We start from the raw sequence: 25,060 nt of genomic DNA, 5'->3' as shown, positions 1-25,060 counted from the left end.
TCGTCGTCGATGTCGATACAAGCGGGACTGCTGCTACCGGCGCCGATGCCGATGACCCACACCGCTTCACGCGGTGCGCCGAACACGGCCGCGTCGGCAGGCGGCTCACCCCGCCCGCGCCACCCGGAAGACCGACATCGCGACCTGCATCGACCCGGCCTGCTGCTCAAGCGCCGTCGCGGCGGCACTGGCCTGTTCGACCAGCGCCGCGTTCTGCTGCGTCATCTGATCCATCTGCGTGACGGCCTGGCCGACCTGGTCGATGCCCGCGCTCTGCTCGACGGTGGCCGTCGTGATCTCGGTCATGATCGTCGCCACGCGTCGCACCGACGACACGATCTCGTCCATCGCTCGCCCTGCCTGCGTCACGAGCGCGTTGCCGTCGCGCACGTCGTCGATCGACGCGCCGATCAACTGCCGGATCTCCCGCGCGGCGCTCGCGCTGCGTTGCGCCAGCGTGCGCACCTCGCCCGCGACGACCGCGAAGCCGCGCCCGTGTTCGCCCGCGCGAGCCGATTCGACCGCCGCGTTGAGCGCGAGGATATTGGTCTGGAAGGCGATCCCGTCGATCATCCCGGTGATCTCCGCGATCTTCTGCGAGCTCGCGTTGATCACACCCATCATGTCGACCGCGCGGCCGACCAGTTCGCCGCCGTGCTGCGCGAGGTCCGCCGCGCTTGCCGCGAGCGTGCTCGCCTGCTGCGCATTGTCCGCGTTCTGGCGCACCGTCGACGTCAACTGCTCCATGCTCGCGGCCGTTTCCTCGAGCGACGCCGACTGCTGCTCGGTACGGCTCGACAGGTCGAGGTTGCCGGCCGCGATCTCGCGTGCGGCCGTATGGATCGCATCGCTGCTGTCGCGCATGCCGGTGACGGTCGCCGCGAGCCCCGCCTGCATCCGCTTCATCGCCGCGAACAGCTGGCCGATTTCGTTTCGGCCGGCATCGGGCACCGTCACGGTCAGGTCGTTCGACGCGATGCGGTCGAGCAGCGCGGCCGCGTTCGCGAGCGGCCGCGACACGATCGCGCGCAGCGCGAAGTGCGTCGTGACGATCAGCGCGAGCGCCAGCGCGACGCCGATCCCGACCATCGCGATGATGCGCGTATAGGCGGCGTTGTCGGCGTCGATCGAGTCTTGCGCGAGCTGGTTGGCGATGCGCTGGAATTTCTCGACGTTCGCCGAATACACCTGACCGGCGAGCGTGATCTCCTTGTCGTTGATCGCCGCATACGCGGTGGTGTCGCCGTTGCGTAGCGCGTCGGCCGCACGCGCGAGCACGCTCGCGAGATGTGTCGACGACTCGACGAGCGCCTGCTTCAGGTCCGCGCCGAGGTTGCCGACCGGTGCGGCATCCTTGAACGCCTGCGTTTCCTTCGCGGAAAGATCGAACGTGCGTTGCGCGCTTTGCAGCGCCGAGTCGCGCTGCGCCGGATCGTCGTGCTCCTTCAGCGCCGAATACGCACGGACGAGCGCCGAGCGGGTACGCGTGCTGTCCTTGTAAGCGTCGTTGACGAGCGACGTCTGCGTCGCGATTTCGTGCAGGCGCTTCGCGTTCGTGTTCGCGCTGCCGAGCGCGACGATCCCGACGATGCCGCCGACGACGATCATCGCGGCGAACGCGGCGAGCACGGCAAGCAGACTGCTTTTCACTTTCAGATCACGCATGGCGAATCGACTCCCGAAGTTATCCCTTATCGGTTAACGACGGCGGCTGCTCCAACTTGAGTCGATCGACCGGTAGTTCGCGGCGCGGGCGAGTGTGCGAGTGCGGTTGCATTCCGTTCGCGAAACGGGCGGCACGCGATCGATGCCGCCCGTTGCGCCGCACACCGAATCAGTTCGTCCCGTCGTACGTGACGATCTCGACCCAGTTTGCGCCCTTGCCGACCGGATACTTGCCGATTGCGTCGAGATGCCCGGTAACGCGATCGATTCGGTACACGGCCAACGTCGGCGACAGTTGCCCGGCCGCGAGCAGATACCTGCCCGACGGATCGATCGCAAAGCCGCGCGGCTGCGGTTCGGTCGCGAACGTGCCGATCCGCGCGAGCGTGCCCGACTTCGCATCGACGCGATACGCGGCGAGCGTGCTCGACGTGCGCTCCGATGCGTACAGGAAGCGCCCGTCCGGCGTCAGATGCAGGTCGGCGCCCCACGGCTTGTCGCCGTGAAAATCGGGCGGCAGGATCGACACGGTCTGGATCGCCCGCGCATCGGCGCCGCCGTGCGACAGCGCGAGCACGTGCAGCTTGCCGTCGAGTTCGTCGATCAGGTAGGCGAACCGCCCGTTCGACGAGAACACGAAATGGCGTGGACCGGATTTCTCCGGCAGCCGATACGCAGGCTCGCCCGTGTCGGTCAGCGTGCCGGTCGACGCATCGAACGGCAAGCGCAGCCACGCGTCGGCGCCGAGCACCGACGCGAACGCATAGCGGCCGTCCGGCGACGGGCGGATCGCATGCGCCATCGGGCCGGTCTTCACCGTCTGCTGCACGTCGCCGGCCACGCCGTCCGCGCCGATCCGGTTCACCGCGAGCAGGTTGCCGCCATACGACGCCGAGAACAGGTAACGGCCCGACGCATCGGTCGACACGTACGCCATGCTGTCCGCGAGCGGCGCGCGGCCCAGCTCGCTCAGCCGCCCGTCGAGCGGATTGATCGCGAAGCTGACGACGCGATACGGCGTCGAACGCAATGCCGCGTACAGGCGCCGATGATCGGGCGACAGCGCCATCGGCATCACGGCGCCGCCGACCGGCACGGTTTCGATCGCGGTCAGCGCACCGGTCGCCGTATCGACGCCGAACACCGAGATGTCGCGGCTGTCGCTGTTCGACACGTACGCATACGTCGCCGCGTGTGCCAACGAAGCCACCATCGTCAACGCGGCCGCCGCCACGGCGCGCCGCAGGAGAGTCGTTTTCATGGAAGTGACGTGAAGTGAAGAAAGTGAACCGTGGATGCGACCGCGGCGCCGGACACCCTCGGTCGTCCGGCGCCGCGACGGGCGAAGCGTGCGATCAGAACACGGCGTGCCCGCTGATCACGCTCGGCAGCCACGTCGAGAAGAACGGCATGTACGTGACGATATTGATCGCGCTGAAGATCGCGAGGTAGTACGGCCACGCCATCTTCGTGGTCTCGCCGATCGACACGTTGCCGATCGCGCAGCCGACGAACTGCACCGAGCCGATCGGCGGGTGCACGAGGCCGAGCGAGCAGTTCAGCAGCAGCATGATGCCGAACTGCACCGGCCCGACCCCGCACGCCATCGCGATCGGCAGGAACAGCGGCGTCGTGATCAGGATGTGCGCGGCCATGTCGACGAACGTGCCGAGGAACACCTGGATGATGTTGATGTACAGCAGCATCAGCCAGGGCGCGGCGGTCGACTGCTTCAGCAGCCCTTCGATCGCATCCGGAATCTCCAGGTACGACATCTGGAAGCGCAGCATGTTGGACACCGCGATCAGCAGCAGCACGACGCCCGTCGTGCGCGCCGCATGCGACAGCGCGCGGCGCAGCTTCTCGGCCGTCAGCGTGCGGTAGACCACCGCGGTCAGCACGAGCGAGTAGACCACGGCGATCGCGGCCGCTTCGGTCGCGGTGGCGATGCCCTTCGCGACGCACACGAGAATGATCGCGATCACCATCAGCCCGGGCACCGCGCCGACGAAGCTGCGCAGCACCGCATACCAGCCGGGAAACCGCGGCAGCGCGGACGAGCCGTCCTCGCGGCGCGGATAGCCGTGACGCACGGCCTGCCAGTATGCGGCGGCGAGCACGAAGCCCATCACCCACAACACCGGCAACAGGCCCGAGAACAGCAGGTCGCCGATCGACACGCCGCTCACAGGCTGGCCGTGCAGCATCCCGGTGATGCCCTGCGCGGCGAACGCGTAGATGATCATGTTGGTCGACGTCGGCATCAGCGCGCCGGCGAGCGACGCATGCGTCGTCACGTTGACCGCGTACGCGGCGCTGTAGCCTTCGCGCTTCATCAGCGGAATCACCACGCCGCCCATCGCCGACGTATCGGCGGTCGGCGAGCCCGACACGCCGCCGAACAGCGTGCACGCGACGACGTTCGCCATCCCGAGGCCGCCGCGGAAGTGGCCGACGGTCGCCTGCGCGAAGCGCAGGATCCGGTCCGCGATGCCGCCGTGCAGCATCAGTTCGCCGGAGAAGATGAAGAACGGCACCGCGAGGAACGAGAACGCGTTCATCCCCGAGATCATCGCCTGCATCGCGGTCGCGATCGGCAGGCCTTCGACCATGTAGGTCAGTACGCACGCAATGCCGAGCGCGAACGACACGGGCACGCCGAGGACGAGAAAAATCAGAAAACTGACGGACAGGATCGCGAGTTCCATGGCGTTATTGTCCCGACGAAGAACGACGAAGCGCGAGCAGGTGCTCGAGCGAGAAGAGGATGATCGCAACCGCCGCGGGCATCGTGATCAGGTAGCGCACGCCTTCGGGCAGCCCGATGATCGGGATGCGGTCGCCCATCGTCTCGGCGGCCATGCTGCCGCAGCCGATCACGATCATGATCGCGAACGCGATCAGGCTCAGGTGCTGAATCGCGATGACGACCGTGCGCGCCTTCGGCGACAGCCGGCGCACCAGCGAATCGAGGCCGATATGCCCGCCGTCGCGCACCTTCATCGCCGCGCCGAACATCGCGATCACGATCACGAGCAACAGCGCGATCGGCTCGACGAAATCCGGCGCGTTGTCGAACACGTAGCGCATCACGACCGCGTAGAACACCAGCACCGTGAGCACCGCGAGACACGCCGACGCGATTCCCGCCAGCACGCGGAACAGCACGTCGTTCACGCAGCGCAACAGCGGCGCGGCGTGCGGCCGCGCGGGCCCCGCGCCGTCCGGGGCGGCGGCCGGCGAGCCCGCTGCCGCCGCGCCGTTCAGGGAAGTGCGACGCGTCACTTGGTGGCCTCGATCTCGTCGACGATCTGCTTCATCTGCGGCGTCTTCTCATACTTCGTCCACAGCGGCTGCATCGCCTTCACGAACGCCGCGCGGTCGACCTGCGCGGCCGGCAGGATCTTCGCGCCGCCTTTCGTCACCAGTTGCTGCGCGGACGCCTCGCGCGCGGTCCACAGCTTCTGGTAGTACGGTACCGAATCGGCCGCCGCCTTCCTGATCGCCGCCTGCTCCTGCGGCGACAGCGTGTCCCAGACTTTCTTCGAGAACACGAGCACTTCGGGCGTCATCGCGTGCTGCGTCTCCGAGTAATCGGGCGCCACTTCGTAGTGCTTGGTTTCCTCGTACGACGGCAGGTTGTTTTCCGCCGCGTCGACGAGGCCCGTCTTCAGCCCCGTGTACACCTCGGCGAATGGCATCGGCGTCGGCGTGCCGCCCATCGCCTTGATCTCGTCGACCATCAGGTCGGACGGTTGCACGCGCACCTTCAGCCCCTTCATGTCGGCCGGCGTGCGCACCGGGCGCTTCGCGTAGATCGAGCGCGCGCCGCTCTCGTAGAACGTCAGCGCGATCATCCCCTTCGCGGTGAACGCGTCGAGGATCTTCTGGCCGGCCGGGCCGTACATCGCCTTGCGGAAATGGTCGACGTCGCGGAACAGGAACGGAAACGACGGGATCAGCGATTCCGGCACGATCTCGTTGAACGACGCGCCGTTCACGCGCGCCATGTCGATCGCGCCGATCCGCACCTGGTCGACCGTGTCCTTCTCCGAACCGAGCGCGCTGTTGCCGAACACCTTGATCGAATCCTTGCCGCCCGTCTGCTTCGACAATGCCTCGCCCATGAACTTCACGGCCATGTTGGTCGGGAAGTTGTCGCCGTGCACGTCCGCCGAGCGGAACACGCGCGCGTGCGCGGACATCGCGAAGCCGGTCATCAGCGCAACGGCCAGGGCGGTACGGGAGCCGGTGAATCGGTGCTTCATGGTGAGTCTCCTTGATGGTCGATCGTTGTTGTGCGGCGATCCGTCGGCACGCACCTGCGTCGCCGGGGCGCTTCGTCGGACCGCGGAGTCATACGTCGTATGATGTGTTGAGCGAATGTACGTCGGTTAATCGTTTAACTCACTCGGTGCATACCCCTATAACCTTTACCATCACGGGTCTTTTGCAGAAATCGGGGAACTGTATTCCCAGTATCTCAATTGTTTCGAGAAACGTTTTCCGGGAGCCCATCAGCAGGCGGTCGGACGCCTGCGCCGCAGCTTCCCCGCATCCGACGGCCTTCTTTCGCTTCGTTTCCAATGTCATAGGATGACTGATCACGCGCCGCGTTCGATCGATCCGGCCGGCGTGCTTGGTGCAGCGCGACGCTCGTGGGGCCACCTGGAATGGATCGGCCGAATCCGTACGGGATCGACGCCGGAGCGGCGCTATGACACGCGAGCGATCCGTCGCCGTCGCGCGCGGCCCGGCAGGCAGGTACGCGCGATGCTCGCCCGGACAGCGTGCCACGCGAAAGGAGCCTGTGATGTCGACCACGAAGCCATCAGCGATACCCGACCCGGCTATCCCGCCGGACGCCGGCGACGAAGGCCCGGCGGACGCGCCGGGCGTCGGCGAGGACACGTGCCGCGTGTGCCGCGGCACCGGCCGGGTGGAAGGCCAGCCGTGCACCGTCTGCGGCGGGACCGGCAAGATACTTCAGGGAATCGGCGGCGGATAGAGCCCGACGCGGCCGCGCCGGCGCGCATCGGTCGCTCAGGTCTGCATGACCAGCGACGTCAGTTGCGCGGCGCGGGCCACGTCGGTTTTCGTGTAGATCGACTTGATCTGCGCGCGGACCGTGCCGATCGACACGCCGCGCAGCGCCGCGCACTCCTGCGGCGAGCGTCCGTCGCAGCACAGCAGCACGGCGAGATCGGCCTCGGCCGACGACAGCCCGTAGAACACCCGCAAGCGCTGCGCGCGCGCCGCCGGCGAGCGCAGGTCGGCGGCCGTCATCAGCGCCGCGACGCCGGGCCGCTCACGCGCGAGGCGCGACTGTTCGGGAACGGGAATCAGCGCGAGCGGCAGCGGCTCGCCCGTCGCGCGCCGCAGCAACAGCCCGCCGCGCGCGAACGCATGTCGCCATTGCGCATCGTCGACGCAGCCTTCCGGCGCGAAGCGCCCGTTCACGATCCGCAGCGCCGGTTCCGCGGCGATCAGCTGATCGGCCGCGCGGTTCGTATAACGCAACTCGCGTCGCGCGCCGAGCAGGAACACCGGCACCGGCACCGCGTCGAGCGCCGATTCCGCGGCGGCCACGCGCGCCTCGAGCTCGCCGATGCGTGCGTGGATCCGCAGCGCGCGGCTGATGTGCGCGCCCATGATTTCGATGGTGCGGCGCTGGTCGTCGGACAGGCCCTGCGCGTCGGGCCCGCTCTGTACGCTGAGGAACGCGCCGGCACCCTCGCCGCGGTGGATGTACAGGCCCGAGATGCTGCCGAGCCCGAACGGTTGCAGGAATTCCCGATAGAACACGCCATGTGTGCGCTGCCGCACCGACAGGTGCTTGACGTCCTCGAACCAGCGCCCTGCCGGCCAGTCGGCGGCAACCGGCACGACCGGGTCGTACAGGTAGAACTCGGTGTTGTAGCTGCGATGGCACGCGGCCACCCATGACGAATCGTCGCCGGCCGCCCGCTCGATCGCGGGCACCCGCGCCGCATCGTCGAACGACAGCAGCGTCGCCATGCGTACGCCGACCGACAAACGCAGCCCGTCCAGCACCGCTTCCCATCGTTGATCGCCCAACGCCGCGGCGTAGACGTCATCGATCCATGCCGATGGAATCAACCCGTTCGTCTGCATCTGACCACCCCGCGCCGTGCGTTTATGTCGAACGCCGTTCGCGCATCTTACTCAATCGGTCTGATTGTTCAAATCGGCGATGCGGGTTTGGTCGAAATACCACGCTGGTTACTGCTTCTTGTCAAACGAAATCGTTATTTTTCGACAGGGCGCAAAAATCCATGTTGACGCAGGCGGCCCGCGCGGCGCGGGATGGCGGGCGGCGCCCGGGTGAAACGACGCAGCCCACGCGATGGAACGCGTTTCGCCGCCCGGCCCGACCATGTACTTACTTCATCGCCGCGAAGCGTGCTTCCATCGCGTCGATCTTCGCGAGCACGGCTTCGCTCAGCTTTCTGACGTGACGCGGCACGTTGGGCGTCGACAGCAGTTCCTCGATACGCCCGCGCCAGTAGCGCGGATGCCTGACGCGACCCGGGCCCGACATCGACACGTCGCCGACGTTCGGCTCGCTGTCCAGCAGCGCCACCATTCTCTGGATGTGAGAGAGCTCTCGTTCCACATAGTCTCGTGCGAGCATAGTGATTGAAATTCCCCGAAATGCGACATCAGGCCTTCCGCCATCCACGCGAGATCGCCCGCGGCGCCAACCACGCACGAAACACGTTGCGCATCGGCGTACGCGGCAACCGTGTCGATCGACCGTGCGGACGCTCACGGCGATCGACGCGAAACGGCAGGCCTGCTCGATTGTTCTGGTGATATCCGGTCTCCGGTGCCTTGTTGAGCATCGTAGGCGTACCGCTCGGCGCCGGCATCCCCAAAAGTGGGGATGCCGGCCGATATGGGCCGGGAACGGCTTCCGGAAATGACGGGGTGGAAAAACGGTGGAAGACGGCGCGTGCGTCACGGCGCGACGGATCGTTTCCCGGCAACACGATGGCGCGCGTTGCGGCGAATCGCGCGGGTTTCACATCTGACGAATGGGGCGCCGGCAAGTGCCGACCAGCAGTTGCGCCGCGATCTCCGGCGACAACGCCGATCTCGCGGCGACGTCCGATGGTGTGTTCACCGAAGCAACCTGGGAACACCGGTTCGCCGCTGCGCCGTCAACCCTGTTCGTATTCGAAGACGGTTGCCGAGCGCGAAGGGTGGATGATCGCCGCGAAGCGGCTCGTTCCGTCGGCCCGGCCACTCCGGATCAACCGGCAGCGGCGCCGCGATTCAGCCCGAAGATGAAATCGGCTTCGACCGCCGCGCCCTTCGGCAATTGCAGCACGCCGACCGACGAGCGCGTATGGACACCGGCGTCGCCGAGCACCGCGTACAACACGTCCGACGCGCCGTCGGCCACTTCGCTTTGCATCGTGAAGCCCGGTGCGCTTCGCACGTACACGGTCATGCGCGCCACCGTCGCGATCGCATCGAGCGTGCCGCACTGGTTGCGGATCAGCGACAGCGCACGCAGCGCCGAGATACCGGCCGCGCGGCGGCCGTCGTCCAGCGAAACGGATTCGCCCACGATACCGACGAAATGCACGACTTCCCCGATTCGCGGAATCTGGCCGGCAATGTAGGCCGTCCTGCCATCGACCAGAACCGGCGTGTACTTTCCGCCAATGCGGATCGTTTCGTCCGGATCGAATCCGAAATCGGCGGCGACCTGTTTCAGTCTGTCATCCCTGTTCATCAGTGAATTCCCCAATCCTTCTGAAAAGAGATAAAGAATAATTGAGTCTCAGAAGCTTGTCCCGCATGAGAGGATCGGACGCAAACGATCCAATCGAACCACTTCTCAGGTGTTCGAAGCAGTCGCGCATTGCCATATCGACAATGGAATTCGTAGTCGGCGCAATTTTCTTCATCATTCGGGCTGAAACCGCTATCATGTATGGACACAACCTGAAGAGTGATATATGGCAACTTACAAGGAACTGAAAGCCCAAATGGATGCTTTGGCCGAAAAAGCCGAAGCAGCGCGCGTCGCGGAATTCCAGGCGATCGTCGACGACATCCGTACCAAAGTCGCGGAATACGGCATTACCGAAAAAGACATTTTCGGTACGCGCCGCGGTCGGCCGTCCAAACAGGCGGGCGCCCCCGTGCAGGCGAAGTATCGCGATCCGAAGACCGGGGCGACCTGGTCGGGCCGCGGTCGCGCGCCCGCATGGATCAAGGATGCGAAGAATCGCAATCGATTCCTGATCCAGGAATAAGATTCCCGCCCTGTGCCGGCGCGCGATTGAACGCGCTGTCCGGCGATTGCGGCATTGATTGGGGCATCGATACCGGCGGTATTCCCAGGCCGCACCGGTAGACGAGGTTTTTGCCCGATCGGCGTGTCGCGCACCGGTCTATCGACCGCGCGTGCCGCACGCCAATCCTTTTCTTCAGCGTTCGTAATAGACGGCAAGCCAGACGGTTGGCACTTCGTCATGCGTCCACGCGACACGATGGCGGCAATGCGGCTCGATCAGCACGTAATCTCCGGCGTGCATGTCGAGCCGCGTTGCATTTTCTTCGAATTCGAGCACGGCCGCACCGGACAGCAGCACGACCCATTCGGCCCGCGCGTCGTCATACCAGAATCCGTCCGGGCTCGCGTGCCCCATCGATACGATTCGCTCGACATTCACGCGCGCGCCCGTGACGAGCATGTCGATTCGCTCGTCGCCGCCGCGCCGCCCTTCGACGCTGAATAAATTACCGGTTTGAAGTGGCATGGCTTCGCCTCGTCGTTGACTGTCGGGTAAAGGATGCGGGTTTAAAGGCGCCGGGCAATGTCCGCTGCACGCTGACGTCGCCCGGGTTTGCACGAATGTCGTTAAAAGCCGCGTCAAAAAGATGAAGAATGACGGCGATTTCACCGGCGCTCATTCGTTGCAGCGATAAAGCACGCACCGGCATTCTTTTAGCGACGTGCATGTCACCACGGGCCATTTCGGTTAAAGCGGGCCGACATCCGGCCGGCCTGCGCAGCGTCGGGCCTGGGCTGTTCACGCGAATAACGGGCTTGCGAACGTGTGTCGATCGACGCATTTTCCGTTCGCTGGCCGGCATGAGCAAGTATCGGCCCGACATTCATTCTTTATTTCGATTCGCGGTTGCGTTTGTTCGATCAGCGACGATATTGTCCGGGCCGTCGATATCGATACGGGCGCCAATCGATGCCGGCCCTCGCGGCGCCCGGCATCGATTGGCGCGTCGCGCATCCGGGCACGCGTCTTCGCCGGTCGTTTGAAATCCCGCCCGGCGGCTCGCGTCAGACCATCCCCCTCAACCACCCCAGCAACGCCGCCTGCGCACTCCCGTCCGCCACCGGCGCCGGCGTCAACAGGTAGTAATCCGATCCATCCTCGACAAATCCCATCGGGGCAACCAGTACACCGCTTTCGATATCGTCGCGCACCAGGTGCCACGGCCCGATCGCCACCCCGAGCCCCGCGACGGCCGCCTGCAAACTGAAGTAGAAGTGATCGAACCGCTGCCCGCGCCGGCCCGCGGCCGGCTGATTCGCGGCCACCGCCCATGCATTCCACGCGTCCGGCCGCGTCCGCGCATGCAGCAGCACTGCGTCGTGCTTCAGCGCACGGGCGCCGCGACGCGACGCAAACCACGCGCCGACCTTGTCCGGCCGGCAAACCGGCCCCACCCGTTCGGCGAACAGATGCTCGGCGTGATACGCCGCCGGCCACGCGAAATCGTTGCGACGAATCGCCATGTCGATACCGCCGTCGAACGAGAACGGCCCGCCCGCGGCGGCCAGATGGATGTCGACGCCTGCATGCCGCACCTGGAAATCTGGCCAGCGCGGAATCAGCCAGCGCATCAGCAGCGTCGGCTCGCACGACAGGACCGACCGCCGCGTACGGGCGGCCTCGGCGCGCAACGTGTGGGCGGCGTGACGCATCAGGCCCAGGCCATCGTGGACGGCCTGGGCGAGCGTGCGGCCCGCCTCGGTCAGGAACACGCGACGACTGCGCCGCTCGAACAGCGCCACGCCCAGATCGTCCTCGAGCAGACGCACCGCGCGGCTGACCGCGCCGTGGGTCAGGCACAGCTCGTCGGCCGCGCGGGTGAAATTCTCGTGGCGCGCCGCCGCCTCGAAACAACGCAGCGCCATCAGCGACGGCAGGCCGGTACGGATCGATTGTGATTCAGACTCACCATTCCGGTCAGAAATCATCGTTTTTCCCGATGAATCATGGTGGGTAGGATTGTGCCACCAAGACATCGATCGCGGGAGCGACGCCATGACCGAATTGATAGTCGTAGTCACCATTACGCTGCTGGCCGTCATCAGCCCCGGCCCGGACTTCGCGATGGTCACGCGCAACAGCCTGATGCTGTCGCGTCGTGCCGGCGTGCTCACCGCATGCGGGATCGGGCTCGGCGTGATCGTCCACGTGAGCTACACGCTGCTGGGCGTCGGGCTCCTGATCCGTCAGTCGCTGTGGCTCTTCAATGCCGTCAAGCTGATCGGCGCGATCTATCTGATCTACCTCGGCGCAAGAATGCTCATGGCGAAAGCCGGCGATGCGCGAGCCGACGCCGCCGTCGCGCCGCTGTCCGATCTCGCCGCGCTGCGCACGGGCTTCCTGACCAATGCGCTGAACCCCAAAACCACGGTATTCATCGTCAGCCTGTTCATGCAGGCCGTCCGGCCCGACACGCCGTTGATCGTGCAGATCGGCTACGGCGCATTCATCGCGGGTGCACACGCCGGCTGGTTCAGCCTCGTGGCGATCTGTTTCTCGGCCGCGCGTGTTCGCGATCGCCTGCTGTCGCTGCGGCACTGGATCGACCGCACGTTCGGATGCCTGCTGGTGGGCTTCGGCGTCGCGCTCGCCATCGCACGTGGCGCGCGCTGACGCTCGCCCCTCGGCGCATACGCGGCGCCGATTGCCCGACGCGCGTATGCACGGCGCTCGTATGCACGACGCCCGTATGCACGACGCCCGTATGCACGGCGCCCGTGTGCACGGCGCCCGTATGCACGGCACCCGTATGCACGGCGCCGGCAACCTCAGAACGTACGCGCGATCGCCCGTGCTTCGTCGATCGCCCGGCTCCGATCGACCTTCCCGTCCGGGCCGAACAACGTGCGCTCGACGACGATCCCGGTGATGTCCGTCACGCCCACGAACTTGAGCCACGTTTCCATGTAAGGGCGCTGCAGATCGAACTCGGCGGCCGGCGTAAACGACCCCGGCGACTGATAGGCAAGCCCGCGCGCGTAGACCACCGCCGCCTTTTTTCCGGCCAGCTTGCCGGTAAAACCCGTTTCGTCGAACGTGAACAACACGTCCTTCTGCGAGATCACGTCGATCAGATGCTTGAGCTTGTACGGAATGCTGAAATTCCACAGCGGCACGCCGAACAAAAACCTGTCCGCGTCGTGGAACGGCGCCGCGAGCCGTTCGATCTGCCGCCACGCGGCCGCCTGCTCCGGCGTCAACGCCGTGCCGCTCAATCCCGCATATTTCGCGGCGAGCGCGGCCCCGTCGAATTCGGGCATCGGCAGATCCCAGATGTCGAGCTTCCGGATCTCGTGATCGGGATGAGCCTGCCGGTAGGTATCGAGAAATGCATCGCACACCTCGATGGATGCCGAATAGGCCTTGTTGGGTGAGCCTTCGATATAGAGCACGCGTGTCATGGAGCCGGTCCTTGTCAGGAGTGACGGCGGCGCGCCCCATGCGCGCTCGCCCACCGTGCTTCGCAGCCTAGCGGGTGAGCCTATAATCTGGAAACGATATTAATTGATCGAATTAACCCAAACGGGTGATGAATGAATCCTCCCCTCGACACGGCGCTGCTTCATACTTTCGTCGCGGTCGCCGACGTGCGCAGCTTCACCGGCGCCGGGCGCCGGCTGAATCTCAGCCAGTCCGCGGTCAGCGCGCAGATCGTTCGCCTCGAAGAACAGGTCGGCCAGGCGCTGCTCGTGCGCAATACGCGCAGCGTCACGCTGACCGGGCATGGCGAAACGCTGCTCGGCTACGCGCGGGCGATGCTCAACCTGAGCGAGGAAGCGCGGGCAAGGCTCGGAACGGATCGAGCGGCCGACGTCAAGCTGAGGATCGGCGTATCGGAGGACTTCGCGGGCGGCTGGCTGCCCGACCTGATGCGCCGCCATGGCGCCGCGCGGCGCGGCCTGCGGCTGGATCTCGCCGTCGATATCGGCGACAGCCTGTTTCGCCGGCACGCACGCGGCGAATTCGATGTCGTGATCGGGAGCCGCTGCTCGCACGCGGGCCACGGCACGACGTTGTGGCAAGAGCCGCTCGCCTGGGCATTCGCGCGCCACGAGCCGCTTCCGGAAGGCGACGTGCCGCTCGCGTGCTTCCCCGATCCGTGCCCATACCGCGGCGCCGCGATCAAGGCGCTCGCGCTGGCCGGCATGCGCTACCGGATCGCGTGCGAAAGCCCGAGCGTGGCCGGCGTGCTGGCGTTCGCACGGGCCGGCATCGCGATCGCGCCGATGCCGCGCAGCGCGATCGACGACACGCTGCGGGAACTGGGGCCGCCCGAGGGCTTGCCGCGGCTGCCCGATATGGAATTCGTGATGATGCACGACCCGCGGATGCCGGCGGCCGTCGAATTCGCCGCGACGATTCTGGACGAGACGGCGGCCCGTACGGGCGCCGGCAAGCGTCGCCATCGTCACGGTGTCACGCCTGCATGAACGCCCACGGGCCGCGGCGCCGGCACATGCGGAAGGCCGCGCGTCGTGCGTGGCGCGGCCGCGGTGCTACCGCGCGGGACGCAACGCGAAACCCGTCAGCGCGCCGGCGACACAGAGCACGCCTACGTACAATTCCGGCGCGTGCGGATTCGTTTTCAGCATCAACGACACGAACACCGGCGTGAGGCCGCCAAACAGCGCATACGCGACGTTGTACGAAAACGAGATGCCGGAAAAGCGTACGGCCGGCGGAAACGCGCGCACCATCGCGACCGGAATGGCCGCCACCGCACCGACGAAGAAGCCGCACGCCGCGTAAAGCGGCAGCAGCAGCGACGCATCGACGGCGAGCCGCGCGGCCATCAACCAGAACGATGCACCCAGCAACAGGCAGCCGACGAAGATCGTGCGCGCCGTGCCGATTCGCCCCGCGATCGACCCGGCGACGACGCATCCGATCGTCAGGCAGAACGTCGCGGCCGAATTGGCCTGCAGCGCGAGCGCGGGCGTGATATGGAAGCGCTTGGCGACGAGCGTCGGCGTCATTAGGATCACGACGACGATCGCCGCGGTGAGCGTCCAGGTGAGGATCATCGACGCGGCCACCGCGCGGCCGTGGTCGCGCAGTACCGTCTTCAACGGCGCCTCGGCGACGAGCGCCCGGTTCCGCTTCATTTCGACGAATACGGGCGTTTCGTCGAGCCAGCGCCGCAACAGCGCCGACAGCACGCCGAACAGCCCGCCGACGACGAACGGCAGCCGCCACGCATACGCGTCGATCGCGGCCGGCGAATAGTGATGGTTGATCGCGGACGCGATCAGCGAGCCGAGCAGGATGCCGAGCGTCAAGCCGCCCGTGAGCAGCCCGCACGCGTAGCCGACATGGCGCGGCGGCACGTGCTCGGCCACGAACACCCACGCGCCGGGCACTTCGCCGCCCACCGCCGCACCCTGCAACAGCCGGCACACCAGCAGCAGCACGGGCGCGGCGATCCCGAGGGACGCGTAGGTCGGCAGCAGGCCCATCGCGAGCGTCGGCAGCGCCATCAGCATCACGCTCAGCGTGAACATCCGCTTGCGGCCGACGAGATCGCCGAAGTGGGCCAGCACCACGCCGCCGAGCGGCCGCGCGAGATAGCCGGCGGCAAAAATGCCGAAGGTCTGCAACTGGCGCAGCCAGTCGGGAATCGCCGGCGGAAAGAACAGCTGGCCGATGACGGCCGCGAAGAACACGTAAATCACGAAGTCGTAGAACTCGAGCGCGCCGCCCAGCGCCGCGAGCACGAGCGTTCGGTGATCGCTGCCGGTCAGCGGGCGGTTCGGTACGGCCGGAAGCGAAAGCGGATGGGTGGAATTCATCTTCTGAAAAGGTCCGGAGGAAGGGGAAGCGGGAGACGCCGATGGCGTGCTACTGGCTAACAACACCTGAGCAGTAGCGGTCATTCCATTGCGTGGCGATGATTCGGCGCACCGTTCGAGATCGATCGCCGCCCCATCGGGAATAGTTGGCGCGATTCGCGTGTTCTATACCAATGGGTGGGCCCGTTGGCCCGGCCCGTCACATGCGGATACCGCATGCATGACACGTCGACGGTTTCCCCTCTGGAGCAATCATGCGGTTTGCGGTTCTCGGCGCCGGCGCGGTCGGCTGCTACTTCGGCGGCATGCTCGCGCTGCACGGCCACGATGTCGTGTTCATTGGCCGGCCGCTTCACGTCGACGCGATCCGCGCCCACGGCCTGCGCCTGCACACGCGCACGTTCGACCAGCGCGTGCCGGTCGACGCATCGATCCAGACCGACGCGGCCCGACCGGCCGAGGTCGTCCTCGTCTGCGTGAAGTCCGGCGATACGGCCGACGTGGCACGCGCGTTGCGCGACGTGCTGGCCCCGCACGCGATCGTGGTCAGTCTGCAGAACGGCGTGGACAACGCCGCGCTGCTGCGCGCCGAGCTCGACCGCCCCGTCATTTCGGCTGCCGTCTACGTGGCGAGCGAGATGGCCGGCCCGGGTTATTTGCTGCACCACGGCCGCGGCGATCTCGCGATCGAGGCGTCGCCGTCCAGCGAGCGGCTCGCGCACGTGCTGCGCGAAGCGGGCATTCCGACCCGGATCGACGACGACGTGCGCGCGACGCTCTGGCGCAAGTTCATGCTGAATTGCGCGTACAACGCAATTTCCGCGATCGTGCATCTGCCGCTCGGCGAGATGCCCCATCGCGACGCGCTGCGCGCGACGATGGGCGCGACCGTCGCCGAGTGTCTCGCCGTGGCGGCCGCCGAAGGCGTCCATTTCACCGAGGGGCCGGCGGAGATCGTCGCGCAAATCGAAGCGACGATTCCCGCCGGCCAGTATTCGTCCACCGCGCAGGATCTCGCGCGTGGCAAACCGTGCGAGATCGACCACCTGAATGGCGCGATCGTGCGGCGCGGGCTGGCCGCGGGCATCGATACGCCGGTCAACCGGACGCTCCATCTGCTCGTGAAGATGCTCGAAGCGAAGGCCGCCGCCCGCGCGTGACGGGCGGCGGTCGATGCAAACGCGCTTGCGCGGTGCAGGTTCGCCGCACCGCTCCCCGGTCTGCCCGCTTCGTCACCGGGTCGCGGCGTTTGCCGTTGCGCACCGCCGGATACCGCCGGTCATTCCCGTTCGGCGAACAATCGCTCGAGCGCGGCGGCGATGCCTGCACCGTACGCCGGGTCCGCCCGCGAGCAGTTGTCGATGTGACGCTGCCGCACCGCCGGCGACACGCCGGCAATCTGCCGCGCGGTGGTGTCGAACAAACGCTGCCGCTGCCGTGCGTCCATCAGCCGGAACAAATCGCCGGGCTGCTGGTAATGGTCGTCATCGACGCGATGATCCCAGTGCGCGGCCGCGCCGTCGAGTTCGAGCGGCGGTTCGTCCAGTTGCGGCCGGTCCGACCACGCGCCGCTGCTGTTGGGCCAGTACGCGGGCGCGCCGCCGAGATTACCGTCGGTGCGCATCGCGCCGTCGCGGTGGTAGCTGTGGAACGGGCACTTCGGCGCGTTCACCGGAATATGCGCGAAGTTCACGCCGAGCCGGTATCGCTGCGCATCGCCGTAGGAAAAGAGGCGCGCCTGCAACATCCGGTCGGGCGAATAGCCGATGCCCGGCACGACGTTCGCGGGCGAGAACGCGGCCTGCTCCGTCTCGGCGAAGAAATTGTCCGGATTGCGGTTCAGTTCGAATTCGCCGACCTCGATCAGCGGAAATTCGGCCTTCGGCCATACCTTGGTCAGGTCGAACGGGTTGAACCGGAACGCTTTCGCCTGCGCATCGGTCATCACCTGAATGTACAGCGTCCAGCGCGGGAAATTGCCGGCCTCGATGCTGTCGTACAGATCGCGCTGATGGGTTTCGCGGTCCTTCGCGATCAGCGCCTCGGCCTGCGCGTCGGTCAGGTTCTCGATGCCTTGCTGCGAGCGGTAGTGGAATTTCACCCACGTCCGTTCGTTCGACGCATTGATCATGCTGTAGGTATGGCTGCCGAAGCCGTGCATGTGCCGGTACGAGCGTGGAATGCCGCGCTCGCTCATGACGATCGTCACCTGGTGCAGCGCCTCGGGAAGCAGCGTCCAGAAATCCCAGTTGTTTTCCGCGCTGCGCATGCCCGTGCGCGGGTCGCGCTTGACGGCATGATTGAGATCGGGAAAGCGCAGCGGATCGCGAAAGAAGAACACCGGCGTATTGTTGCCGACGATATCCCAATTCCCTTCCTCGGTGTAGAACTTCAGCGCGAAGCCGCGGATGTCGCGCTCCGCATCGGCCGCGCCGCGCTCGCCGGCCACCGTCGAGAAGCGGACGAACATCGGCGTCTGCTTGCCGATCCCGGAGAACAGTTTCGCCTTCGTATACCGCGAAATGTCGTGCGTCACGGTGAAGGTGCCGTATGCGCCGGCGCCCTTCGCATGCATCCGGCGCTCCGGGATCACTTCGCGATCGAAGTGCGCGAGCTTCTCGATCAGCCAGACGTCCTGCAGCAACGCGGGGCCGCGCGGGCCGGCCGTCTGGATGTTCACGTTGTTGCTGACTGGTGCGCCGTTCGCATGCGCAAGTTCGCGCGGAACCCGATTCTCTGACATGTCCAGTTTCCCCCAACCGTCTGCGGTTTCGATTCGTCGGTCGCGCGCATCCCGCCACGGGTTCAGGTATCGCGCGTCGTGAGGACGGCCGTCGGCCGATCCATGCATCGATTAGAAACGGGCGATGTATCCGGGATTTGTCTGGCGTGTATCCGTTTGTACGCGCCGCGCCGTCACGCCTGTTCGGACCATGCCGGCACGCACCCGCAATGCGGTGAAGCCGTAGCGGCATCGTCGCGCGCCGCACGGGATCGCCTCATCGCGACATCGCGGTGCCGGCAACCTCGGCGTGCCCATTCGTGTTGCTTACGATCGTTCATCGTCGGCGATCCGCTCGCCGAGCGCGCCGAGGTCCGTCTCGCCGGACGCCGCGATCAGCGCATAGGCCAGGCTGGCCCGGCGCCAGGTCACGACGTCCATGTTGCCGACCTGCCGACGGCCGGGCGCGGTATCGGGTCGTTCGTCCTTCATCACGCACAGCGCGACGGGCAGGCCCTTCTCCGGCAGATAGACGATCTGCACGAGCGGCTTGCGGTTGAAGTTCAGGCGCTGGATGCGCTTGAACGTCAGACCGGCCGCGCGCAAGTCCGGAATCCGGATCGGCAGCCCGTCGACACGGTGAATGCTGTCGACCGTACGCGCGACGGCAGCGAGATTCGATGCGTCGGACGCCACCGTATCGCGCGTGTAAAGCTGCTGGTAGTTCACGGCCGCCGTGATCCATGGCGACATCGTCGCCTGCGCGGTCACGGATTCGCGCTGTGCCGCGACACCGCGCACAGCCGTGTCCGGGGCGTAGCTCAGGATGGCGCCGCAACTGAACGCGCCGGCGACGAAGGCCACCGCGAGCCACGGCACCATCGCGCGCACGCGTGAGCGCCCGGGCCGCGGCGACGGCCCGCGGCGCCCGGGCGGCGAGGCCGGCACCGCGGCGCGCCGATCGTCTGCGTTCGCGAACGGCGCCGCCGGCGCGGCATGCGCGTGCGCGAGCCCGTCGACCTCGCGGACGAGGCGCGGCGGCACGGGCGGCACCGGCTGTCGCTCGAACGCACGCCGATACGGCAACACCGACGCTTCGAACAACGCAACGCGCGCGGCGATCTCTGCCGACGTTTCGATCGCCCTGTCGACTTCGGCGCGTTCATGCGGCGCAAGTTCGCCATCCACGTATGCCATGAGCAGGATGTCGTCCATTTTCATGCCCCCTGGTCTTCGGCATTCGCCGCGCGCGTTGCACGCGGTGCGCCTTGCTCGCCGAACAGCGCACCGATCGCCTGGCGTGCACGTGACAACCGGCTCATGACCGTGCCGAGCGGTACGTCGAGTACGTTGGCCGCTTCCCTGTACGTGAAACCCTCGACGCCGACCAGCAACATGACGACGCGCTGCGCTTCCGGCAACTGCTGCACCGCCCGGACGATCTGTGCATCGAGCGCCTGCTGCTCGAAGGTTGACGCCGCGGGATCGGCCACGGTTTCCAGCAGTTCATCGTCCCAGTCCATGCCCGCGCGCCGCCGCACGCTGCGCGCGCGAAGCTCGTTGAGCCACGTGGACTGGACGATGGAGAACATCCAGCTGAGCGGCGCGGTTTCCGGCTGCAACTGATGGGCGCGTTCGAGTGCGCGCACGCACGCACACTGCACGAGATCCTCGGCATCGTGCCGATCGCCGGCGAGGCGCAGCGCGAAAATCCACAGCCGCGGCAGCATTGCGGGGAGCATCGCGGACAGTTCGGCGGCGGTCATCGACGTCGAGCCCCCCGCGGTTGCGCCGGGCCGGCTTCGATCGACTGCAGTATCTGACGTGTGTGCATGGGTGTTGGCGAAATTGACCGGGCAGCGCCCCTCCAGCCCGTAAACAGCTGGACGGCCCGGATATTCCATCTGCATCGCGATGTATCCATGCCGCGCACGTACGCAATACGATACAAATCGGTCGGCACGCGTCCGACACGGGCTCGCCCACGCGCAGGTTTTTCCAGGAGAATGGCGCTGCAACGGCGAGCACCCTTTCGCGTGTTCGTCCAGGACAACTTCCACGGAGAGACTACCGATGTACCGACATGCACTCGCCACGCTGGTCTTCACCGGCATCGCGATCTCGAATGCAGCGTGCGCGCAGACCATCAAGCCGATCAAGGCGTCGGCCTCCGACCTGGCCGGCGCCATCTTCGCGCGCGGCGACGCGGCGAAGCAGGATGCCGCTCCCGGGCACGACGCGGATGCCGTGACGTTCACGTCCTCCGACACGGCCTTCCAGACCGGCGTGTACCGATCCGGGCCCTCGCACGAGGAAATCGCCGGTCCGCAGGGGCTGCCGTACAACGAATTCCTGTACTTCCTGTCCGGCAGCGTGAAACTGACGTCGTCCGACGGTTCGGTGATGGTCGTGAAGACCGGCGAAGCGGTCACGCTGCCGAAGGGATGGACCGGGCATTTCGACACGCCCGGCTATACGAAGCTCTACGCCACGTACAACCCCGACGACGCGAAACCCGCCCCCTCCGCCTCGCAACCTCCGGCAGCGGCGCGATAGCGCACGGGGCTCAGCACGCCGCCGGCGCCATCCGCTTCCGGTGTTCGACGATGGAAAGTATCAGCGCCGCCAATCCGCATGCGGCGATGAGCGTGAGCAGCATCGTCCGGCCCAGGTTGACCAGCACCAGGCTGCCGAGCGCCGGGAAGCCGAACACGCCGACGAAATAGGACGCGACGAACCACGTGAGCACCGCGTGCCGGTGCCGCGTGTGCGCGCTGTTGACGGCTTGCGCCTGCACGATCGGATAGATCAGGCCGTAGCCGGTGCCGAGCAGCACGGCGCTGGCCGAGTGAAGCAGCGCGTTGTGCGGCACCGCGAACGTCACCGCGACGCTCAGGATCATGAAGCCGAGGAGAATCTGCGTGGTCGCGTCGACGCGCATCCGGATCACGAGCGCGCCGAGCAGCCAGCGAATGATGACGACCGTCGCCGAATACAGGCCGAAGAACGTTCCGGCCTTCACGCCGGTTTCCGTCGCCATCGACATCTGGAATGTCATCAGCCCCGAGAACACGCTCGAGCCGAGCGCGATGATGGCGATCGGATAGATCGCGTTCGTGCGGACAATCGCCGCCATCTCGCGAACCCACCGGTCGCGCGCCGGCCGTGCGGCCGGCGGCGACGCCGGCGACAGGCGGCCGAAATACTCGAGCATCAGCGCGGCCATCGCGCACAAGCCGCCGACGGCGCAAAACACGGTGCCGGTCGTCCAGTGCCAGTTGCGTATCGCGAGCGCCGCAACCGCCGGCCCGCCGCCGACGCCGGCCATCTGGAACGACCCGAACCGCAGGAACCAGCGCTCGCGCTCGTGATCGGTGGTGCGCTCGGCGAGCATCATCGGCGCGGCCAGGTAGAAGCCGCCCCAGCCGACTCCGACGAGCAGCCCGGGCACGGCGCTCAACGAGCCGGTGCGCCCGATCAGCGCGAAGCCGACGACGCCCGCGCCGACGATGAGCGCGGCCAGCGCGGTGGTGCGAGCCGTGCCGATCCAGCGGGCCAGCCACGCGACGAGCGGCAGGCCGAGCAGCGCACCGACCAGCGCCTGGACGAGCGCGATGCCGGTATCGATCTCGCCCCCGCCCGCCGAACGGAAATGCATCGACAGCAGGAACGTCGCGCCGTATCCGCACGCGGTCAGCAGCGCGCCGAGCAGCACGAACGACGCAACGCGCGGGGACATCGTATCCGCACCGGCCATCACGCCCCCTGTTCGTTTCGACATGCCGTATCGGCTCACGCGACCGCAAGCGGCAGCGTCACTGTCGCCTCGAGGCCGCCGGTGCTGCGGTTGTTCAATTGCAGTTCGCCCTGCATCGCCTGCGTCAACCGACGCGCGATCGCGAGCCCGAGCCCCGAGCCCGGCGCACGCGCGGCCGTCTGCGGCGCGCGGTACCACGGCTTGAACACCGCCTCGAGTTCCGCCGGCACGATGCCCGGCCCGGAATCCACGACCGTCAGCATCACGCGCCGCGCGTCGACCTGCACGCATACGCGAACGTCGTCCCCATAACGCAATGCGTTGTCGATCAGGTTGACGAGCACACGGCGCAGCGCATGCGGGAAGGTCACGAGCGGAAGGCCCACGCGTCCGTCGAGGCCGATGCGCTGGCCGGCGTCGCGATAGTTGCCGACCAGCGCACCGAGCAGCGCATCGGCGTCGACGCGGCGCGGCGGCTCCGGCACGCTGCATTGCAGCCGTGCGCACACAAGGCTCGCCTCGACGAGCTCATTCATCTCCGCCAGATCGCGCTCGATCGCGTCGCGCAACGCGCCGTCCTCCAGCATCCCGCTGCGCAGCATCAACCGGGTGAGCGGCGTACGCAGGTCATGCGCATAGGCAGCCAGCACGTGCAGCAATTCCGTCATGCGCTCGGCGTGCTGGCGGTGCGCGCCGTCGATCGCGCGCGCGAGTTTCGCCACCGACGGCGCACCGCGCTGGATCAACGTGTCGGGCAGCGATTCGATGCCGTTGTCCCCGATCGCATCGGCCAGGCGGCCGACGGTCGCGTCCAGTCTCATCAGGCGGAGCAGCTTCAGCCCCAGTACCGCCGCGACCAGTGCCACCAGGCCCGCGAATGCAGCGGCGATCAACAGCTCGTGCGTCGCCGCCGTCTGCCACGCGCGCGCGAGCATCGCGCGCACGTCGTACATCGCCGCCGCAGCCAGCAGCACACCGGCTGCGAGCATGAAGCGCACCGGCCAGACGACGAACTCGCGCGCATGCGCGAAGATCGTGCGGACGAGGGTGCGCAGCGCGCGCGTGAGCCTGGACTCAAACAAGGCTTCTGACGATAAAGTCGGAAAGTTCGCCATCTTGGTTCTCCTGTCGCCGTCGCCGCGGACGGTACGAGACAGATGAAAACACGCAGCGGGGCCGCGCACCATCAAACAAGCGGCCATTCATCCCCTACGAAGGTTTAGGTTGGCAGCGCGGCACGGCCGCCGATCAGACGTAACCGAGCGCACGCGCGAGCCACGTTTCGAGCTCCCGCGCATCGAGCGGCTTTTCCAGCAGGCACAGCGCGGTGCTCGCGCGCACGCGCTCGCGTTCGCGCGCCGTCGCGAACGCCGTGACGAACAGCGTGGGAATGCGCAGGCCCAGCGCGTCGATCCGCGCCAGCAGGTCGATGCCGTCCATCACCGGCATCTGGACGTCGCAGATCAGGCAACCCGCGCGGCGCGACACGTCCGACGCGAGGAATGCCGCTCCCGACGCGAACTCGCACGCGTTCCCGCCCAGCGACCGCACGAGGCTTCTCACGGCGGCGCGCACGAACGGGTCGTCGTCGACAATCGCTACGAGATCGGTGGCTGAGAGTGAAAGAGGCATCCGTGCTGATGGCGAGGGGAACGGACCGGCCCGTCCCACATACTGCGATCCAGATCGCCAGCATACCCGCGCGCTGCCGCGCCGCCACCATATCTACGTATGGGTCGGCCTTGCGCCGACCGCGCTCGGCCCGGGCCGGTTCACGCTAATCGCCGGCGGGCAGCTCGATGCCGAGCGCACTCATCTTGCGCACCAGTTCGGCGACCGAACGGCACTTCATCTTTCGCATCGCCTGGCCGCGATGGATCTTCGCCGTGATCTCCGCAATGCCCATGTTCCCCGCCACCTGCTTGTTCATCAGCCCCGTCGCGACGTGTTGCAGCACCTCGCGTTCGCGCGGCGTCAGCGATTCCCAGCATGCGCGCAGGTCGAGCAGCGACTGGCTGGCCTCCAGGCGCTTCGCGTCGCGCTCAAGCGCCGCCACCACTGCATCGATCATTTCCTGGTCGTGAAACGGCTTGGTCAGGAAATCCACCGCGCCCGCCTTCATCGCCTTCACCGTCATCGCGATGTCGCCGTGCCCCGTCATGAAGATGATCGGCATCTGCGGACCGCCGTTCTCGACCAGCGACTTCTGGAACGCGATCCCGCTTTGCCCGCGCAACCGCACGTCGAGCACGAGGCACGACGGGCCGCTGCCCTTCGGCGCCGCGAGAAATGCTTCGGTCGACGCAAATGCGTGCACCTCCAGGTCGATCGAGCGCAGCAGGCCGGTCAACGCGGCCCGCACGAATTCGTCGTCGTCGACGACGTAGACGACACGGCCGCTTTGGTCTTCGGATGAAGGCGCCACGTTTGGCATTCTGATCTCGGGCATTGCAATTCTTCGCTTGTGAATGTGCTGGAGCGGCCGCGGTCGGTTCGACGGCATCGCGACGCACGCCGCGCGGCGCGCGGCACCCTTGAAAACACGCACCCCCCGCGGATTATTCCAGCCGCCCTCCGCCGCGGCAACCGCGGGCCGCGCACCCGCGGTTCATGCCCCGCCTCGACTTCGTCACGCGCGCGGCACTCGCGCGTACGGCGGCGCCGGCGCGCAGACGAACGCGAACGTCGCCTGCCCGACCCGCTCCGCTTGCGCCCGCCGTCGCGCGCATCTGTATCCGCATGTATCGGGTTTTCGCATCGATACATGACCTTGCAAAACGGCGCGCACCGGACA

27 protein-coding genes are annotated in these 25,060 nt (G+C 66.8%); 7 read left to right on the top strand and 20 right to left on the bottom strand.

The window, feature by feature from the left end:
- Positions 1-105: 105 nt before the first annotated feature.
- The 5 genes from C5F75_RS28650 to C5F75_RS28630 all read right to left on the bottom strand — a co-directional run bounded on the left by C5F75_RS28650 (position 106) and on the right by C5F75_RS28630 (position 5,933).
- Positions 106-1,665 (bottom strand): methyl-accepting chemotaxis protein, encoded by a 1,560-nt coding sequence (locus tag C5F75_RS28650; RefSeq protein ID WP_089465932.1) that lies wholly within the window; start codon positions 1,663-1,665, stop codon positions 106-108.
- Positions 1,666-1,834: 169 nt separating this feature from the next.
- Positions 1,835-2,926 (bottom strand): lactonase family protein, encoded by a 1,092-nt coding sequence (locus tag C5F75_RS28645; protein WP_059579190.1) that lies wholly within the window; start codon positions 2,924-2,926, stop codon positions 1,835-1,837.
- A 94-nt stretch (positions 2,927-3,020) separates the two neighbouring features.
- Positions 3,021-4,373 carry a TRAP transporter large permease gene (locus C5F75_RS28640; protein WP_059579193.1) on the bottom strand — a complete coding sequence of 451 codons (1,353 nt, stop codon included), beginning with the start codon at positions 4,371-4,373 and terminating at the stop codon, positions 3,021-3,023.
- A gap of 4 nt (positions 4,374-4,377) precedes the next feature.
- On the bottom strand, positions 4,378-4,950 hold the full coding sequence (locus C5F75_RS28635) for a TRAP transporter small permease (protein WP_059579196.1): 573 nt from the start codon (positions 4,948-4,950) through the stop codon (positions 4,378-4,380).
- Entirely contained in the window at positions 4,947-5,933 is a 987-nt protein-coding gene (locus tag C5F75_RS28630) for a TRAP transporter substrate-binding protein (protein WP_059579198.1), read from the bottom strand. Before C5F75_RS28630 ends, C5F75_RS28635 begins: the two co-directional genes overlap by 4 nt.
- Positions 5,934-6,478: 545 nt before the next feature.
- Between C5F75_RS28630 and C5F75_RS28620 the strand changes: the two genes are divergently transcribed.
- Positions 6,479-6,673, top strand: a complete 195-nt coding sequence (locus C5F75_RS28620) for a hypothetical protein (protein ID WP_081075293.1) — start codon at positions 6,479-6,481, stop codon at positions 6,671-6,673.
- A 35-nt stretch (positions 6,674-6,708) separates the two neighbouring features.
- Here C5F75_RS28620 and C5F75_RS28615 read toward each other — a convergent pair whose 3' ends face one another.
- From C5F75_RS28615 to C5F75_RS28600, 3 genes are all read right to left on the bottom strand, one after another.
- A complete protein-coding gene (locus C5F75_RS28615) occupies positions 6,709-7,743 on the bottom strand; it encodes a helix-turn-helix transcriptional regulator (protein ID WP_230951162.1) in 1,035 nt (344 codons plus the stop codon).
- A 325-nt stretch (positions 7,744-8,068) separates the two neighbouring features.
- Positions 8,069-8,320 (bottom strand): hypothetical protein, encoded by a 252-nt coding sequence (locus C5F75_RS28610; protein ID WP_059579205.1) that lies wholly within the window; start codon positions 8,318-8,320, stop codon positions 8,069-8,071.
- A 621-nt stretch (positions 8,321-8,941) separates the two neighbouring features.
- On the bottom strand, positions 8,942-9,430 hold the full coding sequence (locus tag C5F75_RS28600; protein ID WP_059579208.1) for a RidA family protein: 489 nt from the start codon (positions 9,428-9,430) through the stop codon (positions 8,942-8,944).
- 226 nt (positions 9,431-9,656) lie between these two features.
- On the opposite strand from C5F75_RS28600, the gene C5F75_RS28595 reads away from it, so the two are divergent.
- The gene (locus C5F75_RS28595; RefSeq protein ID WP_059579211.1) at positions 9,657-9,956 is read left to right on the top strand and encodes an H-NS histone family protein; all 300 of its coding nucleotides are present in this window, start codon (positions 9,657-9,659) and stop codon (positions 9,954-9,956) included.
- A gap of 174 nt (positions 9,957-10,130) precedes the next feature.
- Here the strand turns inward: C5F75_RS28595 and C5F75_RS28590 are convergent, their stop codons facing one another.
- From C5F75_RS28590 to C5F75_RS28585, 3 genes are all read right to left on the bottom strand, one after another.
- Positions 10,131-10,463, bottom strand: coding sequence for a cupin domain-containing protein (locus C5F75_RS28590; protein WP_059579214.1), 333 nt, complete (start codon positions 10,461-10,463; stop codon positions 10,131-10,133).
- Positions 10,444-10,800: a hypothetical protein gene (locus C5F75_RS36505; protein WP_146075227.1), complete on the bottom strand. Its 357-nt coding sequence runs from the start codon at positions 10,798-10,800 to the stop codon at positions 10,444-10,446. The genes C5F75_RS28590 and C5F75_RS36505 overlap by 20 nt, the downstream gene beginning before the upstream one ends.
- A gap of 202 nt (positions 10,801-11,002) precedes the next feature.
- Entirely contained in the window at positions 11,003-11,926 is a 924-nt protein-coding gene (locus tag C5F75_RS28585; RefSeq protein WP_059579216.1) for a LysR family transcriptional regulator, read from the bottom strand.
- 67 nt (positions 11,927-11,993) lie between these two features.
- Between C5F75_RS28585 and C5F75_RS28580 the strand changes: the two genes are divergently transcribed.
- Positions 11,994-12,611, top strand: a complete 618-nt coding sequence (locus tag C5F75_RS28580) for a LysE family translocator (protein ID WP_059579219.1) — start codon at positions 11,994-11,996, stop codon at positions 12,609-12,611.
- 46 nt (positions 12,612-12,657) lie between these two features.
- On the top strand, positions 12,658-12,867 hold the full coding sequence (locus C5F75_RS37700) for a hypothetical protein (RefSeq protein ID WP_407641365.1): 210 nt from the start codon (positions 12,658-12,660) through the stop codon (positions 12,865-12,867).
- On the opposite strand, the gene C5F75_RS28575 is transcribed toward C5F75_RS37700, so the two are convergent.
- Complete coding sequence (locus C5F75_RS28575; protein WP_059579222.1) at positions 12,767-13,399, bottom strand: FMN-dependent NADH-azoreductase; 633 nt, start codon at positions 13,397-13,399, stop codon at positions 12,767-12,769. The genes C5F75_RS37700 and C5F75_RS28575 overlap by 101 nt on opposite strands.
- A gap of 132 nt (positions 13,400-13,531) precedes the next feature.
- Here C5F75_RS28575 and C5F75_RS28570 point away from each other — a divergent pair, with 132 nt between their 5' ends.
- Entirely contained in the window at positions 13,532-14,428 is an 897-nt protein-coding gene (locus C5F75_RS28570) for a LysR substrate-binding domain-containing protein (RefSeq protein ID WP_059579224.1), read from the top strand.
- A 66-nt stretch (positions 14,429-14,494) separates the two neighbouring features.
- Here C5F75_RS28570 and C5F75_RS28565 read toward each other — a convergent pair whose 3' ends face one another.
- A complete protein-coding gene (locus C5F75_RS28565) occupies positions 14,495-15,787 on the bottom strand; it encodes an MFS transporter (protein WP_104013104.1) in 1,293 nt (430 codons plus the stop codon).
- A gap of 254 nt (positions 15,788-16,041) precedes the next feature.
- Here C5F75_RS28565 and C5F75_RS28560 point away from each other — a divergent pair, with 254 nt between their 5' ends.
- Positions 16,042-16,947 (top strand): ketopantoate reductase family protein, encoded by a 906-nt coding sequence (locus C5F75_RS28560; RefSeq protein ID WP_104013103.1) that lies wholly within the window; start codon positions 16,042-16,044, stop codon positions 16,945-16,947.
- A gap of 119 nt (positions 16,948-17,066) precedes the next feature.
- Here C5F75_RS28560 and C5F75_RS28555 read toward each other — a convergent pair whose 3' ends face one another.
- The 3 genes from C5F75_RS28555 to C5F75_RS28545 all read right to left on the bottom strand — a co-directional run bounded on the left by C5F75_RS28555 (position 17,067) and on the right by C5F75_RS28545 (position 20,275).
- Positions 17,067-18,530: a catalase gene (locus C5F75_RS28555; RefSeq protein WP_059639003.1), complete on the bottom strand. Its 1,464-nt coding sequence runs from the start codon at positions 18,528-18,530 to the stop codon at positions 17,067-17,069.
- A gap of 306 nt (positions 18,531-18,836) precedes the next feature.
- Positions 18,837-19,730, bottom strand: coding sequence for an anti-sigma factor family protein (locus C5F75_RS28550; RefSeq protein WP_104013102.1), 894 nt, complete (start codon positions 19,728-19,730; stop codon positions 18,837-18,839).
- On the bottom strand, positions 19,727-20,275 hold the full coding sequence (locus tag C5F75_RS28545; protein ID WP_059639001.1) for an RNA polymerase sigma factor: 549 nt from the start codon (positions 20,273-20,275) through the stop codon (positions 19,727-19,729). Before C5F75_RS28545 ends, C5F75_RS28550 begins: the two co-directional genes overlap by 4 nt.
- A 307-nt stretch (positions 20,276-20,582) precedes the next feature.
- On the opposite strand from C5F75_RS28545, the gene C5F75_RS28540 reads away from it, so the two are divergent.
- A complete protein-coding gene (locus C5F75_RS28540) occupies positions 20,583-21,065 on the top strand; it encodes a cupin domain-containing protein (RefSeq protein WP_104013101.1) in 483 nt (160 codons plus the stop codon).
- Positions 21,066-21,075: 10 nt separating this feature from the next.
- Here the strand turns inward: C5F75_RS28540 and C5F75_RS28535 are convergent, their stop codons facing one another.
- The 4 genes from C5F75_RS28535 to C5F75_RS28520 form a co-directional block, all read right to left on the bottom strand.
- On the bottom strand, positions 21,076-22,269 hold the full coding sequence (locus tag C5F75_RS28535) for an MFS transporter (RefSeq protein WP_104013100.1): 1,194 nt from the start codon (positions 22,267-22,269) through the stop codon (positions 21,076-21,078).
- 32 nt (positions 22,270-22,301) lie between these two features.
- Positions 22,302-23,381: a sensor histidine kinase gene (locus C5F75_RS28530; RefSeq protein WP_060967196.1), complete on the bottom strand. Its 1,080-nt coding sequence runs from the start codon at positions 23,379-23,381 to the stop codon at positions 22,302-22,304.
- Between the two features lie 133 nt (positions 23,382-23,514).
- Positions 23,515-23,898, bottom strand: a complete 384-nt coding sequence (locus C5F75_RS28525; RefSeq protein WP_104013099.1) for a response regulator transcription factor — start codon at positions 23,896-23,898, stop codon at positions 23,515-23,517.
- A 145-nt stretch (positions 23,899-24,043) separates the two neighbouring features.
- Positions 24,044-24,715 carry a response regulator transcription factor gene (locus C5F75_RS28520; RefSeq protein ID WP_059638998.1) on the bottom strand — a complete coding sequence of 224 codons (672 nt, stop codon included), beginning with the start codon at positions 24,713-24,715 and terminating at the stop codon, positions 24,044-24,046.
- Between the last annotated feature and the right edge of the window lie 345 nt (positions 24,716-25,060).

Origin of the sequence: Burkholderia anthinoferrum (genome assembly GCF_002925705.1) — a bacterium.
GTDB classification, from domain to species: Bacteria; Pseudomonadota; Gammaproteobacteria; order Burkholderiales; family Burkholderiaceae; genus Burkholderia; species Burkholderia semiarida.
This window is presented reverse-complemented; position numbering and strand designations above follow the sequence as displayed.